The sequence below is a fragment of the Micromonospora chalcea genome, from assembly GCF_028768405.1.
Classification (GTDB): domain Bacteria; phylum Actinomycetota; class Actinomycetes; order Mycobacteriales; family Micromonosporaceae; genus Micromonospora; species Micromonospora chalcea.
The window spans coordinates 5,574,663-5,590,799 of sequence record NZ_CP118233.1 but is presented as its reverse complement, the minus strand read 5'-3'; the positions used below and the strand labels follow the sequence as shown (position 1 = coordinate 5,590,799).

The following is a 16,137-nucleotide window of genomic DNA, read 5'->3' as shown; positions in this document are numbered from 1 at the left end:
GATGTTCGAATACGCACCCGCCCCCGAGTCCCGCTCGGTGGTGGACATCAAGCCCTCGTACGGGCTCTTCGTCGACGGCGCGTTCGTCGACCCGGCCTCCGGCGGCAGCTTCAAGTCGGTGAACCCGGCCTCCGAGGAGGTGCTGGCCGAGATCGCCGAGGCCGGCGCCGACGACGTGGACCGCGCCGTGCGCGCCGCCCGGACCGCGTACGAGAAGGTCTGGGGTCCGATGCCGGGCCGGGACCGGGCCAAGTACCTGTTCCGGATCGCCCGGCTCATCCAGGAACGCTCGCGCGAGCTAGCGGTGCTGGAGTCGCTGGACAACGGCAAGCCGATCAAGGAGTCCCGCGACGTCGACCTGCCGCTGGTCGCCGCGCACTTCTTCTACTACGCGGGCTGGGCCGACAAGCTTCCGCACGCGGGCTTCGGCCCGGACCCGAAGCCGCTCGGCGTGGCGGCGCAGGTCATCCCGTGGAACTTCCCGCTGCTCATGCTGGCGTGGAAGATCGCCCCGGCGCTGGCCGCCGGCAACACGGTCGTGCTCAAGCCCGCCGAGACCACCCCGCTGACCGCGCTGCTGTTCGCCGAGATCTGCCAGCAGGCCGACCTGCCCGCCGGCGTGGTCAACATCGTCACCGGTGCCGGCGACACCGGCCGGGCGCTGGTCGAGCACCCGGGCGTGGACAAGGTCGCGTTCACCGGCTCCACCGAGGTGGGCCGGGCCATCGCCCGCTCGGTCGCCGGCACCCGCAAGAAGCTCACGCTGGAACTGGGCGGCAAGGCCGCGAACATCGTCTTCGACGACGCGCCGATCGACCAGGCCGTCGAGGGCATCGTCAACGGCATCTTCTTCAACCAGGGCCACGTCTGCTGCGCCGGGTCCCGGCTGCTGGTCCAGGAGTCGGTGGCCGACCGGGTGCTGGAGTCGCTCAAGCGCCGGATGGCCCAGCTCCGGGTCGGTGACCCGCTGGACAAGAACACCGACATCGGCGCGATCAACTCGGCCGAGCAGCTCGCCCGCATCCGGGAGCTGTCCGACGCCGGGTCCGCCGAGGGTGCGGAGCGCTGGTCGCCGCCGTGCGAGCTGCCCGAGCGCGGCTTCTGGTTCGCGCCGACCATCTTCACCGGCGTCACCCAGGCCCACCGGATCGCCCGCGAGGAGATCTTCGGCCCGGTGCTGTCCGTGCTCACGTTCCGCACCCCGGCGGAGGCCGTCGAAAAGGCCAACAACACGCCGTACGGGCTGTCGGCCGGAATCTGGACCGACAAGGGTTCCCGGATCCTGTGGCTGGCCGACCGGCTGCGCGCAGGCGTGGTGTGGGCGAACACGTTCAACAAGTTCGACCCGACGTCGCCGTTCGGCGGCTACAAGGAGTCGGGCTACGGTCGCGAGGGCGGCCGGCACGGGCTGGAGGGGTACCTCAATGTCTGAGCGGGTCGCGGTACGCAAGACGTACAAGCTCTTCATCGGCGGGAAGTTCCCGCGCAGCGAGTCGGGACGGTCGTATCTCGTGCAATCCGCGAACGTGTCTCTTGCCTCCCGGAAGGACGCGCGGGACGCGGTAGTGGCCGCCCGCGCCGCGGTGAAGGGCTGGGCCGGGGCGACCGCGTACAACAGGGGTCAGATCCTCTACCGGGTCGCCGAGATGCTGGAGGGCCGGCGCGAGCAGTTCGTCGCCCTGGGCGTACCGGCCGACGAGGTGGACGCCGCGATCGACCGCTGGGTCTGGTACGCGGGCTGGTCCGACAAGCTGTCCCAGGTGTACGGCGGCGCGAACCCGGTGGCCGGCCCGTACTTCAACCTGTCCGCGCCGGAGCCCACCGGCGTGGTGGCGGTGGCCGCCCCCGAGGAGCCCGCGCTGCTCGGCCTGGTGAGCGTGATCGCCCCGGCGATCGTCACCGGCAACACGGTCGTGGTGGCCGCCTCCCCGGCGGCGCCGCTGGCGGCGGTGACGCTGGCCGAGGTGCTCGCCACCTCCGACCTGCCCGGCGGGGTGGTCAACATCCTCACCGGCCGGCTGACCGAGACCGTGCCGACGCTCGCCGCGCACATGGACGTCAACGCGATCGACCTGACCGGCGTCACCGACGCCGAGCTGGCCGCCGACCTGGAGATCAAGGCCGCGGAGAACCTCAAGCGGGTGCTCCGGCCGGCCCCGGCCGACCACGACTGGTACGCCGATCCCGGCATCACCCGGATGACCACGCTGCTGGAGACCAAGACGGTCTGGCACCCCAAGGGCGTCTGACAGACGGCAGTCCGGTCCCGGCCCGAAGTGGCGGCACACCCTCCCGGGTTGCCGCCACTTCCCGTCCCCGCTCTTCCCGCGAACGGTCGTCGACCGCACCCGCAGCCGAGCAAGATCGACACCAGCACGGCGAAGTGGGCCGATCAACCCGCCTCGGATGCCACCACCTCCCCGAACTGGCGTTGATCTTGTCGAAGGCCCCGCAGGAGGCCGACAGGATCAACACCAAAACCTCCGAAGTGACCCGAGCCGCGCCCCGACACTCACCCGGCCGCCCAGCAAGATCAACACCACTTCCTCGGAGTGGCCACATCGACCGACCCGGGACTGCACCACTTCCCCGAGGCAGAGTGGATCTTGGCAGGGTCGTCCGAGGAGAGCTAGATCGACACCAGTACGGCGAGGTGGCTGCATCGAGCCGCCTCGGACCACACCACCTCCCCGAGCTGGTGTTGATCTTCGGGAGGGAGGGGCGGGGACCGGAACCGGGGACCGGGGCGGCGGAGAGGGTCTACTACCGGGGGTAGGATTGGTGGGTGACTCGGCTGGGGGACCTTGAGCGTGCGGTGATGGACGTGCTGTGGGACGCGGCACCAGCCGCCTCGGGCGGTGTGACGGTGCGCGAGGTCGCCGACGCCCTGGACGGCCGCGAACTGGCCTACACCACCGTCATGACCGTGCTCGACCGGCTCGCCGGCAAGGGCATGGTGCAGCGCGAGCGGGAGGGCCGCGCCTGGCGTTACCGCCCCGCCGCCACCCGCGAGGCGCACATCGCCCAGCTCATGCTCGAAGCCCTCGATCTCGGCGGCAGCCGGGACGCCGCGCTGGTGCGCTTCGCCCGGTCGGTGACCGGCACGGAGGCGGACGTGCTCCGCGCCGCGCTCAGCGCCGAGGCCGGAGCGACCGGGCCCACGATCGTCGAGACCGGGGCAACCGGGCCAGCGACCACCGAGACCGGAGCGACCAGGCCAGCGACCGCCGAGGACGGACCGACCGGCCGGATCGAGGACCCCCGGCCCGGTCGGCCGGCGCTCGACGAGGCGACGGACCGGTAGGCGGCCGCCGTGGCGTACGCCCTGCACTTCGCCGCGACCATTCTGGCCTGCTGGCTGACCGCGCAGGTCCTCGCCGCCGCGCGCTGGACGTGGCGCGCGCCCCGGGTGGCGATCCTGTGCTGGCAGGCGGTCGGGCTGGCGCTCGGCCTGTCGGCCATGGGGTTGCCGATGGCGCTGGGCCTCGACGTCTACGACCGGGCGACCGGGTGGGCGCTGCTGGCGCTGGCCGACGACCTGGCCCACGGCACGCTTCCGGCCGGTGTGGGCGCGGTGCACCTCAGCCTGGTCGGCGTCGGTCTCGGCATCGGCGTGGTGCTGCTCACCACGACGGTACGCAGCCTGCACGGCGCGGTACGCGCCCAGCGCCGGCACCGGGAGCTGTTGCACCTGGTGGCCCGGCGTGACCCGACGGTGCCCGGCGCGCTGGTGCTGGACCACCCGAGCGCTGCGGCGTACTGCCTGCCGGGGGTGCGGCCCCGGGTGGTGGTGAGCGCGGGCACGCTCGACCTGCTCGACCCGGCCGAGCTGGCGGCGGTGCTCACCCACGAGCGGGCGCACGCCCAGGAGCGGCACGATCTGGTGCTGCTGCCGTTCACCGCGTTGTGCCGGGCGCTGCCCTGGTTCCAGTGGGTGCGGGACGCGCACGCGCGGGTGGCGCTGCTGGTCGAGATGCGCGCCGACGACAAGGCCCGGGAGCTGCACGCGGACGCGCCGCTCGCCGGTGCGCTGCGACGGTTCGCCGCCGCCGAGCACCGGGTGCAACCGGCGGGCACGCTCGGACTCGGCGACCGCGATCTGGACGTACGGGTGCAGCGGCTGCTCGTCGCGGACCGCCCGCCGCGGGTGCTCGGCGCGATGGCGCTCGCCGTCGCGGGCACGCTCGTCTCCCTGCCGTTCGCCCTGTTCCTGAGCTGATCTCGCCCCCCTAAGGGACTTCTCCGGGTTCGCACACCCCTATAGGTAGTGAAGCTACGTGTAGGTTGGCTACGACAAGAGAGTCGACCCATGGGAGGACGACAGTGGATCCGCTGCTCCTCGCCCGCCTCCAGTTCGCCACCACCACCTCGATCCATTTCCTGTTCGTGGCGGTCACGCTCGGCCTGGTCACGCTGCTGGTCGGGTTGCAGACGGCCGGCTTCCTCACCGGCAAACCGGTGTACGAGCGGCTGACCCGGTTCTGGGGCCAGCTCTACGTGATCAACTACGTGCTCGGCATCGCCACCGGCATCGTGATGGAGTTCCAGTTCGGGCTGAACTGGAGCGGGCTGTCGCGCTACGTCGGCAACGTGTTCGGGGCGCCGCTGGCCATCGAGACGCTCGTGGCGTTCTTCCTGGAGTCCACGTTCCTCGGCATGTGGATCTTCGGGTGGCACCGGCTGCGGCGCGGCGTACACCTGGCGCTGCTCTGGGGCGTGGCGATCACCGCGTACGCCTCGGCGTTCTGGATCATGGTGGCGAACGCCTGGCTGCAGAACCCGGTCGGGTACGAGGTCCGCGACGGCATCGCCCACCTCACCGACTTCGGCGCGCTGCTCACCAATCCCACGTTCGGCATGGCGTTCGGCCACGTGATCTCGGCGAGCCTGGTCACCGGCGGCCTGCTGATGGCCGCGGTGAGCGCGTGGCACCTGCTGCGGCGTACCAGCGACTACGCGCTGTTCCGCACCTCGCTGCGCCTCGGCCTGGTCACCGCGGCGCTAGCGGTCAGCACGCTCCAGGGCTTCGGCTTCGCCCAGTTCGGCCCGGTCGCGCAGCTCCAGCCGACGAAGTTCGGCGGCGGGCCGGAGCGCGACGCGCTCGTCGCCGACTGGACCGCGCGGTTCGGCCCCGGCGACTGGGATCCGCCGGTGCTCTCCAACGTCGGCCTCGGCTTCATGATCCTGATCGGCTTCACGCTCGGCGCCCTCTGGCTCCTGCTGCCGCTGCTCTGGCGCGACTGGATCATCCGGTTGCGGTTCCCGCTCTGGCTGATCCTGCTCGGCCTGCCGCTGCCGTTCGTGGCGATGCTGCTCGGCTGGATCGCCCGCGAGGTCGGCCGCCAGCCCTGGGCCGCGTACGGGCTGCTGCCCACCGCGCAGGCCGTCTCCCCGGTCTCGCCGGGGCTGATGCTCGCCTCGCTGATCGGGTTCAGCCTGCTGCTCGGCGCGCTCGCGGTGACCAACTGGACGCTGCTGGCCCGGCACGCCGCGCGCGGCGCGCACGACCCCGCCCTCGGCCGACCGCCCGCGCCCGACACCGACCCCCACCACCAGCCCGTGCTCGTCTGAGGGAGCCCACCGTGGAACTCGCCTGGTACGCCCTGCTCGGCCTCTTCTTCGCCACCTACCTCGTGCTCGGCGGCTACGACTACGGCGTCGGCCTGCTGCTGGCCCGGCGCGGCCCGACGCCGGGCAGCCGGGCCACGCTCGCCGCGCTCGGGCCGTTCTTCCTCGGCAACGAGGTCTGGCTGGTGGCGGCCGTCGGCATCCTGTTCGGCGCGTTCCCCCGGCTGGAGGGCGAGCTGCTCTCCGGCTTCTACCCGGCGGTGCTCGCCGCGCTGGCCGGGGTGGTGCTGGTGACCGCCGGGGTGCAGTTGCGCAGCCGCCCAGTCTCCGGAACGGCGCGCGCCGGCTGGGACCGGGGGGTGGTGGTCGGCAGCGTGCTCGCCGCGCTGGGCTGGGGCGCGGTGCTCGGCGGGCTGCTCCAGGGCGTGCCGCTGAGCGCCGACGGGCATGTGGTCGGTGTCGGTCATCTCGCCACCCCGTTCGTCGCCGCCGCAGGGCTGGCCCTGCTGGCGCTGGTGGCGGTGCACGGTGCGACGTTCCTCACGCTCCGGCTGCCCTCCGCCGACGCCCCGGCGCTCGCCCGGCTGGCGAGTGCCCTGGTGCCCGCCGCACTCGTCGCCGTCGGCGCGGCCACCGTCCTGGGCGTGCTCTCCGATCGGGTACGCGCCGCGGTGGCGCGCCCGGCTGTGGCCGTACTCCTGCCGTTGGCGCTCGTGGCCGCGCTGCTAACGGCCCGCGCGGCGCTGCGGCGGGCCCGGGCCGGTGTGGCCTTCGCCGCGACCGCGACGGCGCTGGCGCTGCCCGCGCCGCTGGTCGGGGCCGCGCTCTGGCCCCGGATCCTGGTCTCCACGGCCGACCCGGCAGCCTCGCTGACGGTGGCCGAGGCGGCCGCCGGCCGTCCGACGCTGGCACTGTTGGGATGGCTCGCGTTACCGCTCGTGCCGGCCCTACTAGGCTTTCAGGCGATGTGCTGGTGGGTGTTCCGGGGACGGATCGACGGCAGGGCACCGGTGTACTGGTGAACCGCCGCCCGTTCGACCCGCGTCTGCTGCGTCGGGTCCCCGCGGCCCGGCGCGACCTCGCCGTGCTCGCGGCGCTGGGCGGGCTGACCGCGCTGCTGGTGATCGCCCAGGCGACCGCGCTGGCGACGCTGCTGGCCACCGCGTTCGACGGGCGGCTGCACCGGCCGGCGCTGGCCGGTCTCGTGGCGGCGGTCGCCGGGCGGGCGCTGGTGAGCTGGGCGCAGGGCACAGTGGCGGCGCGGGCCGCCGCGACGGTCAAGGCGGCGCTGCGCGCCGACCTGCTGGGCGCGGTCGGCCGGCACGGACCCACCTGGGTCGCCGGGCAGCGGGCCGGGCAGCTCGCCACGCTGGCCGGGCGCGGGCTGGACGCGCTGGACCCCTACTTCACCGGCTACCTGCCGCAGCTCGTGCTGAGCGTCACGGTGCCGGTCGCGGTGCTGGCCCGGATCGTGTTCGCCGACTGGAGCTCGGCGCTGATCATCGCGCTCACCATCCCGCTCATCCCGATCTTCGGCGCGCTGCTCGGCTGGCAGGCGCAGGCCGCCACCGAACGGCAGTGGCGGCGGCTGTCACTGCTCGGCGGGCACTTCCTCGACATGGTCGCCGGGCTGCCCACGCTGCGCGCGTTCGGCCGGTCCAAGGGGCAGGTCGACGTGGTCCGCCGGATGGCCGACGGCCACCGCCAGGCCACCATGAAGACGCTGCGCATCGCGTTCCTGTCCGCGCTGGTGCTGGAACTGGTCGCCACGCTCTCCGTCGCGCTCGTCGCGGTGCCGGTCGGCATCCGGCTGCTCGGCGGCGGCCTCACGCTCTCCACCGCGCTGCTGGTGCTGCTGCTCACCCCGGAGGCGTACCTGCCGTTGCGTGCGGCGGGCAGCCGGTTCCACGCCAGCATGGAAGGGCTCACCGCGCTGGACGAGGCGCTCACGCTCTCCGCCACCGACGCGCCCGCCACCACCGAACCCCGCCGTCCCACGCCGGGCGGCCGGGGCGAGATCCGCTTCGAGGGCGTGAGCGTCGCGTACGACCGGACCACAGCGCTGCGCGACGTCACGCTGACCATCCGGCCCGGCGACCGGATCGCCGTCATCGGGCCCAGCGGCGCGGGCAAGAGCACGCTGCTCAACCTGCTCCTCGGCTTCGTCGCACCGACCTCCGGCCGGGTCACCGTCGACGACGTGGACCTGGCCGGAGTCGACCTGGACGCCTGGCGGCGCGAACTGGCGTGGGTGCCGCAGCGGGCGCACCTGTTCGCCGGGTCGCTCGCCGACAACATCCGCCTCGGCGCGCCGGACACCCCGGACGACGTGCTCGCCGCCGCGGTCGCCGACGCCGCGCTGGACGAGGTGGTCGACGCCCTGCCCGACGGGCTGGACACCCGCCTCGGCGAACGCGGCCACGGCCTGTCCAGCGGTCAACGGCAGCGGGTCGCGCTCGCCCGCGCGTTCCTGCGGGACGCGCCGATCGTGCTGCTCGACGAGCCGACCGCGCGACTGGACTCCGCCAGCGAGGCGGTCGTGCTGGACGCCACCCGGCGGCTGGTCGCCGGACGTACCGCGCTGCTCGTCGCGCACCGGCCCGCGCTGCTCGCCGACGCCGACCGGATCCTGCGCGTCGAGGACGGCCGGGTCACCGAGCTGCACCCGACCGCCACCGGGCCGGGAGTGGCCCGATGATCCCCGGCGCGGAACGGGCGGTGCTGCGCCTGGCCCGGCCGTACCTGAGCCGGCTGCTCGGCGCCGGGCTGCTCGCCGCCGCCACCGAGTTCGCCGGCCTGGCGCTGATGGCCACCGCCACCTGGCTGCTGATGAGCGCGGCGGGCCGCCCGCCGCTGGACCGGCTGACGGTGGCCATCGTCGCGGTCCGGGCGCTGGCGGTCAGCCGGGGCGTGCTGCGGTACACCGAACGGCTCGCCGGGCACGACGCCGTGCTCCGCATGATCACCGACGTACGGGCCCGGGTGTTCGCCACGCTCGCCGCCCGGCGCGACGCCGGCCGGCGTACCGGGGACGCGCTGAGCCGCCTGGTGTCGGACGTGGAGGCGGCCCAGGACCTGCTCCTGCGCGTGCTCGTACCGGGCGCGGCTGCGGCGGTGGTCAGCGTGCTCGCGGTCGGCGTCGCCGCGCTGATCTCACCGCCGGCCGCCGGTGTGCTCGCGATCGGCCTGCTGGTGGCCGGCGTGGCGCTGCCCGCGCTGGCCACCCGGCTCACCCGCCGCGCCGCCGACGAGGTCGCCCCGCTGCGCGGCGCGCTCGCGGTGGACGCGGTCGACCTCACCCACGGCGCCGCCGACCTGGCCGCGTTCGGGGCCACCGGCGCCGCGCTCGCCGCCGCCGAGAACCGGGGCGCGCGGCTGGCGAAGCTGGAACGCCGGCTCGCCGCTACCGGCTTCGCGGTGGACGCGACGGGCGTACTCGTGGGTGGCCTCACCGCCGCCGCGGTGGTGGCCGTGGCGCTGCGGGCCGGGGTCGGCGGGGTGCTCGTCGGCGTCCTCGCGGTCGGGTCGCTCGCCGCCGTGGAGGTGGCTCTCGCGCTGGTCGCGGCGGCCCGCCAGCGCGCCCAGCTCCGGACCGGGCTGGCCCGGGTGGCCGACCTGCTGGCCGAGCCCGCCGCCACGGCGCCGCCGGCGAGCGCGCCGGAGCCCGCGATCGACGGCCACGACGTACGGTTCGCCGACGTGACTGTGCGCTACCGGACCGGGGCCGCCCCCGCGCTGGCCGATTTCGACCTCGACCTGCCGGCCGGCCGCCGGGTGGCGGTGGTCGGGCCGAGCGGCGCCGGCAAGAGCACGCTCGCCGCCGTGCTCACCGGCGCGGTACGCCCCGACACCGGCCGGGTCACCGTAGGCGGCGTGCCGGTGGCCGGGATCCCGGACGAGCACCTGCCCCGGGTGGTCGGCGGCCTGCTCGCCGAGGCGTACGTCTTCCACGCCACGGTCAAGGAGAACCTGCTCCTCGGCCGTCCGGACGCCACCGAGGCGGACCTGGTCGCCGCGACCCGGGCGGCCGGCCTGCTCGACTGGGTACGCGAACAGCCCGACGGCTGGGACACAGTGGTCGGCGAGCAGGGCGGGCAGCTCTCCGGCGGGCAGCGGCAGCGCCTCGCGCTGGCCCGCGCGCTGCTGGCCGCCCCGCCGGTGCTGGTGCTCGACGAGCCGACCGAAGGGCTCGACCCGGCCGCCGCCGACGCGGTGCTGGACTCCACGCTCGCCGCCACCCCGGCCGGGCACTCGGTGCTGCTGATCAGCCACCGGCTCAGCGGCCTGGCCGGACTGGACGAGATCGTGGTGCTCGACGGCGGCCGGGTGGTACAGCGCGGCCGGCACGACGAACTGGTGGCACACCCCGGCTGGTACCGGGAGCAGTGGCTGCGGCAGCAGACGGCCGAACGCGGCTACCTGGCGGTCACGCCGTAGCGCGCACTGAATCCGATCGGGGTTTTCCCTGACGCGGTAGCCCGTCCCCCGATGGCAGGCTTGTGCGCATGCGGGTCCATGACGAGGCGGTGGTCGACCGCCGGCTGCGCGAGCTGTCCGGACGCCTGTACGGGCCGGACCGGCTCAAGGCCGACCTGCTGACCGAGACGCGGCACGCGCTGGAGGACGCCGTCGAGGCGTACCGGGAGGAGGGCCTGCCGCGCGCGGAGGCGGAGCGGCGGGCGGTCGCCGAGTTCGGCAGCGACCGGCAGCTCGTGCCGGAGTTCCAGGCCGAGCTGGCCACCGGCGCGCTGCGCGGGCTGGCGCTGCGCACGCTCCTGATCTCGGTGGTGCTGATCGCCGCCGGTGACCTGACCTGGCAGGGGTCGAGCTGGAGCGGCGGTCCCCCGCCGCCGGCGAGCTACCTGCTGCTCTCCGCCGGGCTGAACGTCATCTGGGGCGTGATCGCCGCGCTGGCGCTGGCCGCGTTGCTCGTCGGCCCGCTCACCGCCCGGTGGGGGTCGCCCCGGCTCGCCCGTCCGGCCCGGCTGATCGGTTTCGGTCTGACCGGCGCCCTGGCGCTCGGCGTGACCGCCGGCGGCGCGCTGTTCGGCTGGTCGGTCGGGCTGTGGGACGCCGCGCTCACCTGGCCCCCGATGATCATCGGGGCGACGGTGGTGTCCGCGGCCTGGTTCGCACTGGTCCGGGCCGCCCGCTGCTGGGTGCTCGCCGAGCGGCGGTTGGCCGGCTGAGCCGGTCGGCCGCCCGAGCGGCCGGCCCACCGGTCCGGCCGGCGGGGTTCAGGCCGGGGCCGTGGGCGGCTCGTCCGCCCCGAGGAACCGGCCGACGGTGGCGCTGAACTCGCGCCAGCCGGCCCGCTCCCCCACCAGCGCCCGGCCACCGGCCTCGGTCAGCTCATAGGTGCGGCGCTCCCGGCCGTTGACTGTGCTCCACGTGCTCGCCACCAGCCCGGCCCGCTCCAGCCGACGCAGCGCCGGATAGATGGTGCCGGTGGGCAGATCCAGCGTCCCGCCGCTGCGGGCACGCAACGCCTCGATGATCGCGTAGCCGTGTCGCGGGCCCTGTTCCAGCACGGCGAGCAGCAGCGCGTCGAGGTGTCCGTGCAGCGCCTGCGCCTTCATGCGTAGCAACGCTACTTGTCGATCCTCCGGAACGCCAAGGGGTGCGGCTCCCGGCCGCAACGGTTCGCCCACTAGGGTATGTGCGCAGAGTCACTCGGCGGCGCGACGCCGCCGGGTGGGCAACCGAACGCACACGGAGGTCAGCGTGGCCCGCCAGTCGCCCCAACGGCCCGACGCCGACGAGCCCGAGCTCGACGACACCGACGCGCCCGCCGCAGCCGACGAGGTCGAGGCGGACCGCCCGCCGGCGGACCGCGCGCTCTGGGACGAGGTGCGGATCGACCCGGTGGAGATCGCGCTGCCCGCCGGCACCGGCTTCACGCTGCGGGCGTACCGGCCGGCGCGCGAGCTGACCCCGACCGACGTCGCCGAGCGCGACCAGGACGACCCCTTCCTGGCCCGCCGCCAGGTCGTCGAGACCGAGGACGACGAGGAGGTGGTGATCCTCGACGAGGAGTTCGCCGCCCTCTCCGCCGAGGAGGACGACGAGGACGACGACAAGGCCGAGAAGGCCGCCAAGGGGCGCCGCAAGGGCGAGGCGGACGACGACGCGACCGAGGACAAGGCCGAGTCCGAGGACGAAGAGGACGACGACGAGGACGAGGACGCCGCGGGCGACGAGGAGGTGCCGGTCTTCCTCACCCACAAGGGCCGGCTCCTGCTGTTCAAGACCCCGGAGTCATTGGTCTCTTTCATCCGTTCCGGCGCGCCCAACGACCTGTCCCAACTGGACAGCTGGAATGAATTGTCCGAACGGCTGGAACCGGCCGACATCGCCCCGCTGGACGAGGACACCTACGAACTCGACCTGGTGGTGGAGAACCTGCGCGGCGGCCACGACGCATGGGACCACGAGCTACTCATCGAAGCTGGTGAGATCGCCCGTGACCTGGCGTACGCGCTGCGGCTACCAGCCGTGCTGGACATGCTCTCCGCCGGCTCGAGCCTGGACGATCTGGACGAGGCGCTGCGGGCTTCCGTCAACGGCGGAATCGGTGGTTTCCTGGGTCGGCGCCGGCTGAAGAAAATCGGGGCACAAACCGCAAGTTTGGGTTGGCGCACCATTGTCGGCAAGATCTCTGCGGTTGTGGACTGGCGCGACTGACCCGGAGCGGGGAGCATCAGTCTCTGGCAGAGCAAGACCTGTGTCCCGGGAGGAGGACGACGCCGTGGCGCTCGTGCGCGTGTACTGCGGTCTGGCCTCGGCAGATCCGGCCGACCGAACGGCTTCGGCCGGAACGACGCTGACGTCCGCTGTGGTCGACGACGCAGGCCGTCTGCTGCACGTCTGTGAGATCGCCGACGAGGCCGCCGGGTACGCCCAGCTGGTCGCGCTGCTGGTGGAGCGGTCCGGCGGTCCGAGCGGCGCGGCCATCGCCGCGGACAGCGACGACCACATCGTCACCTCGCTGCTGAGCGCCGCCGGCCGTCCGCTGGCGATCGCCGACGACGACTCGGTCGACGACTTCGCCGAGCGCTTCGCCGACGACGACTCCCTGGAGGAGATGCAGTCCCCGCCCGCCGAGCGCCGCGCGGTCGGGCTGGCCCGCGCGCTGCAGGCCGGCGCGCTCTCCGCGGTGACCCTCCCGGCGCCGCGTGAGCTAGCCGGATACACGCAGGTCCTGGCCGCGCACGCGGCGCTGGCGAGCGGCCGGCACTCGGCCGCGGTGACGCTGCGCGAGGTGCTCCGCGAGCTCTACCCGGCCGCGCTGCGCGCGTATCCGGACCCGGCGGACCGGGTCGCCCTCGCGGTTCTCGACGCGCTGCCCGAGCCGGGGATGCTCACCGGTTCCGCGGCCCGTGGCCGCGACGGCGGGCTGACCGCCGACGCGGTGGTCGCGCAGCTGGCCGCCGAGGGTCTGGCGGACGCGGGCGACATCTCCGACGCGGTGACCGCGCTGCGGGTCGCCATCTCCGAGACACCCCGGCGGGCCACCGTCAACCGGACGCTCACCGCCGCCGTCGCCGAGACGGTACGGCAGGCGGTCGCCTCGGTCCGGACCTGTGACGCCGGATGCGACGCGCTCGTGGGCGCGCTCGCCGAACGCACCGCTCCCGCGCCCGCCACCGGCCGCCGGGCCGCCGCCCGACGCGGTGAGCAGGTCGACGAGCTGGCCCCGGCCACCGACCTGCGCGCGGTGCGGCCGGTCCAGCCGGAGCCGGCCGCCGAGCCGGCACACCGTGGTCGTCCCGAGCCGGCCGGCGCACCCGAGCCGGCCGGACGGCGCAGCCGCCCGGAGCCGATTCCCGGCGGGCGCCGCGGCCGGCCCGAGCCGGTCTCCGGCCCGGCCGCCACGACGACGCCCCGGCCGCTCGCCCCGCCACCCGTCGCTCCCGCCCCGGTCACGCCTCCGCCGGTCGCTCCGGCCCCGGTGACTCCCGTGGCTCCGGCTGCCTCGCTGGGCCGTCCGGCCTCCGCGCCGCCGTCCCGGCCCGAGCCGACCGGCGCGCCGCTGCCGTCGCGGGTGGACGGACCCACCAACCGGCCCATCTCCGCGCCTCCGCCGCCGCCGCCCGGCATCACCCCGATCGCCCCGTCGCCGCGCGGCGCCGTGCCGCCGGCCGAGGCCGGCGAGCCGTTCCGGCCGACGCTGACCACCGCGGCGATCAACAAGGCGCGGGCGGAGCGGCAGCGCACCGTCATCCCGCCCCGCCCGAAGACCAATCCGCACCAGGAACCGCCGACCGGCGGGTTCAGCGCCACCGACCTGAGCATCCCGGTGCCGGCCCCGCGCCCGCCGGCGCCGGAGGCAGCCCCGCCGGGTTCCCGGGCGAACTGGCCGCTCGTGAACAACGAGGACGACACCGCCCGGGAGCGGGAGGGCACCACCTACCCGTATGGACGGGGCGTGGACGCGCCGAGCGACCCGGGCCGGGTCACGCCGCCGTGGCTCGCCGACGACCTTCCGCAGGAGCCGCCGATGCTGCGGCTGGTGGAGCCTCCGCCGCTGGCCGACCGGGCGCTGCGCGACGAGATGAGCCGGTCGGCCGCCGATCCCGGGCTGGACACGCCGCCGCTGCGTCTGGTCGACCAGGGCGACCCGGGCCGCGTGCCCATGACCGCCCCGCCCGAGCGGCGTCCCGCGCCGAAGGAGCACCGGCCGCCGCCGGTCTCCGACGACGGCGACGGTGACCTGCTGATCTTCGCGCAGGCCAAGTCCGCCTGGTTCGTCGGGCACGGGGACGAGGCCGACCTGGAGTGGTCCAGCACCGCTGACACCGGCTGGCAGGCGGCCGAGCAGGCCGCCCGCCCGTCCGTCGGCGCGGAGACCAAGGCCGGCCTGCCGAAGCGGGTGCCGCAGGCCAACCTGGTGCCGGGCTCCCCGCTGCGCGAGGAGCGTCCCCTGCGGATCGTCCGGAACGCGGCGAGCCTGGCCGAGAACACCACCGGATACTTCCGGGGCTGGCGGCGTGGCCAGGAGATCGGCGGCTTCGCCGTGGGCGGCCGTCCGGGCCGTGAGGCGGCCGGCGGCTGGGACTTCACCCGCGACACCGGGGACCGCGAGGACGACCGGGAGTACGAGTACCGCTCGGCCGGTTACCGCTCCTGATCAGAGTCCGCCAGGCCCACGAGTGGGGTGTTTCATCCCACACCTGGGCGATTTGACGCTGAGCTGGACCGGCCGGGAACATACCCGGCGGACCAGCGGCGGCGCCTGTTCGCCGGGGTGGGAAGGCGATTCCAATGGCGACACCGGCGTTCGACTCCACTGTGCTCACCCGGCGGGGCGTCCTCGCCGCCGCGGCCGGGAGCGTGCTGCTGGCAGGCTGCGCGCCGCAGGGCCAGCGGCCGGAGGACGGCCCGTCCAGCAGCGCGCCGAGCGACCAGGATCTGATCGTCGGGGCGAGCCTGGAGCTGACCGGCGCGGGATCGGTGCTCGGCGTCGCCCAGCGGCAGGCCCTGCAGCTCACCGCCGACTCGCTCAACCGCACCGGCATCCCGGTCGGGAACCTGGTCCGGTCGGTCCGGCTCCAGATCCTGGACAACGGCAGCAACCCGCAGGTCGCCGCCCGGCATGCCGCCGAGCTGACCCGGGCCGGCGCGCAGGCCCTGATCGGCGGCGTGCTCGGCGAGACCTCCGTCGCCCTGGCGACGGCCGCCCAGCAGGTCAAGACGCCGTTCCTCTCGCTCGGTTACGGTGACCGCATCGTGCTGCCGCTCGACGAGCGCACGTTCACCTACAAGCTCACGCCGGACGCCGTGGACATGGCACGCCGCCTGGTGGAGCTGTTCGAGTCCATGAAGGTCCGGAAGGTGTCCCTGCTGGCCGCCGACGGGCTGCACGGCGACTCGGGTGTGCGGGCGATGCGGGAGGCGCTCGCGGACAGCAGCACCGACCTGGCCCGCACGGTGCGCCTGCCGGCGACCGGCCGGCGCTTCCGTGCCGCCGCCGAGCGCGTCGCGGGTGGCGAGCGGGACGGCGTGGTCGTCTGGGCCACCGCGCCGGACTCCGGTGCCGCGGCACGGGAGCTGCGCGCCGCCGGGCACCGCGGCCCGATCTTCTTCGACGCCGGCGCGGTCGCCGACGACACCGTGCAGGGGGCCAACGCCGCCGCCGTGGAGGGCGCATACGCCGTGCACCCGGCCTGCCTGGACATCTCCGCGGTGACCGCCACCACCACGGCGCAGCTGGCCCGGCGGGACTTCGCCACCCGCTACACCCAGCGGCACGGCGGCAGCCCCGGCTTCGCCCCGTACGCCTCGGACGCCCTCCAGCTCCTCGCGTGGTCGGCGCGGATGGCGACGAGCCTGGACCGGGGCCGCCTGCGGGCGCTGCTCCAGGCGCAGGCGGTCCAGGGCATCGCGGGCGGGTACGCGTTCACCGCCGCGCGGCACGGTGGCATGGAACCCGACTCGCTCGCCGTCTACCAGGTCTACCGGGGCGGCTGGACGCGTCTCGGCTGACCCGGAGCGCCGCCCGGCGATTCCTTCCTGGAGGTCACCGGGCGACCGCGTACCGTGTCCGTCCCCGGACGGCAAGAAGCGCCC

General features: G+C 74.7%; 13 protein-coding genes. 12 read left to right on the top strand and 1 reads right to left on the bottom strand.

What is annotated here, in order from left to right:
* Window position 1 precedes the first annotated feature (1 nt).
* The 9 genes from PVK74_RS25275 (at window position 2) to PVK74_RS25235 (ending at window position 10,757) form a co-directional block, all read left to right on the top strand.
* Entirely contained in the window at window positions 2-1,432 is a 1,431-nt protein-coding gene (locus tag PVK74_RS25275; protein ID WP_274477390.1) for an aldehyde dehydrogenase family protein, read from the top strand.
* Window positions 1,425-2,249, top strand: coding sequence for an aldehyde dehydrogenase family protein (locus PVK74_RS25270; protein WP_064447630.1), 825 nt, complete (start codon window positions 1,425-1,427; stop codon window positions 2,247-2,249). Before PVK74_RS25275 ends, PVK74_RS25270 begins: the two co-directional genes overlap by 8 nt.
* Window positions 2,250-2,785: 536 nt before the next feature.
* Window positions 2,786-3,304 (top strand): BlaI/MecI/CopY family transcriptional regulator, encoded by a 519-nt coding sequence (locus PVK74_RS25265; protein ID WP_274477389.1) that lies wholly within the window; start codon window positions 2,786-2,788, stop codon window positions 3,302-3,304.
* Between the two features lie 9 nt (window positions 3,305-3,313).
* A complete protein-coding gene (locus PVK74_RS25260; RefSeq protein WP_043326742.1) occupies window positions 3,314-4,219 on the top strand; it encodes a M56 family metallopeptidase in 906 nt (301 codons plus the stop codon).
* A 104-nt stretch (window positions 4,220-4,323) separates the two neighbouring features.
* Window positions 4,324-5,571, top strand: a complete 1,248-nt coding sequence (locus PVK74_RS25255; RefSeq protein WP_166455836.1) for a cytochrome ubiquinol oxidase subunit I — start codon at window positions 4,324-4,326, stop codon at window positions 5,569-5,571.
* 11 nt (window positions 5,572-5,582) lie between these two features.
* Window positions 5,583-6,590 carry a cytochrome d ubiquinol oxidase subunit II gene (locus PVK74_RS25250; protein ID WP_274477388.1) on the top strand — a complete coding sequence of 336 codons (1,008 nt, stop codon included), beginning with the start codon at window positions 5,583-5,585 and terminating at the stop codon, window positions 6,588-6,590.
* Window positions 6,587-8,266, top strand: coding sequence for a thiol reductant ABC exporter subunit CydD (gene cydD, locus PVK74_RS25245; protein WP_274477387.1), 1,680 nt, complete (start codon window positions 6,587-6,589; stop codon window positions 8,264-8,266). The genes PVK74_RS25250 and cydD overlap by 4 nt, the downstream gene beginning before the upstream one ends.
* Entirely contained in the window at window positions 8,263-10,005 is a 1,743-nt protein-coding gene (cydC, locus tag PVK74_RS25240) for a thiol reductant ABC exporter subunit CydC (protein ID WP_420800508.1), read from the top strand. Before cydD ends, cydC begins: the two co-directional genes overlap by 4 nt.
* A gap of 68 nt (window positions 10,006-10,073) precedes the next feature.
* Window positions 10,074-10,757, top strand: a complete 684-nt coding sequence (locus tag PVK74_RS25235; RefSeq protein WP_274477386.1) for a permease prefix domain 1-containing protein — start codon at window positions 10,074-10,076, stop codon at window positions 10,755-10,757.
* A 48-nt stretch (window positions 10,758-10,805) separates the two neighbouring features.
* Here the strand turns inward: PVK74_RS25235 and PVK74_RS25230 are convergent, their stop codons facing one another.
* Entirely contained in the window at window positions 10,806-11,147 is a 342-nt protein-coding gene (locus tag PVK74_RS25230) for a PadR family transcriptional regulator (protein WP_043326746.1), read from the bottom strand.
* Between the two features lie 115 nt (window positions 11,148-11,262).
* Here PVK74_RS25230 and PVK74_RS25225 point away from each other — a divergent pair, with 115 nt between their 5' ends.
* The 3 genes from PVK74_RS25225 to PVK74_RS25215 all read left to right on the top strand — a co-directional run bounded on the left by PVK74_RS25225 (window position 11,263) and on the right by PVK74_RS25215 (window position 16,053).
* Window positions 11,263-12,252, top strand: coding sequence for a hypothetical protein (locus PVK74_RS25225; RefSeq protein ID WP_064447625.1), 990 nt, complete (start codon window positions 11,263-11,265; stop codon window positions 12,250-12,252).
* 40 nt (window positions 12,253-12,292) lie between these two features.
* Window positions 12,293-14,698, top strand: coding sequence for a transposase (locus tag PVK74_RS25220; protein ID WP_210884190.1), 2,406 nt, complete (start codon window positions 12,293-12,295; stop codon window positions 14,696-14,698).
* Between the two features lie 134 nt (window positions 14,699-14,832).
* Complete coding sequence (locus tag PVK74_RS25215; protein ID WP_104113226.1) at window positions 14,833-16,053, top strand: ABC transporter substrate-binding protein; 1,221 nt, start codon at window positions 14,833-14,835, stop codon at window positions 16,051-16,053.
* The last annotated feature ends 84 nt before the right edge of the window (window positions 16,054-16,137 follow it).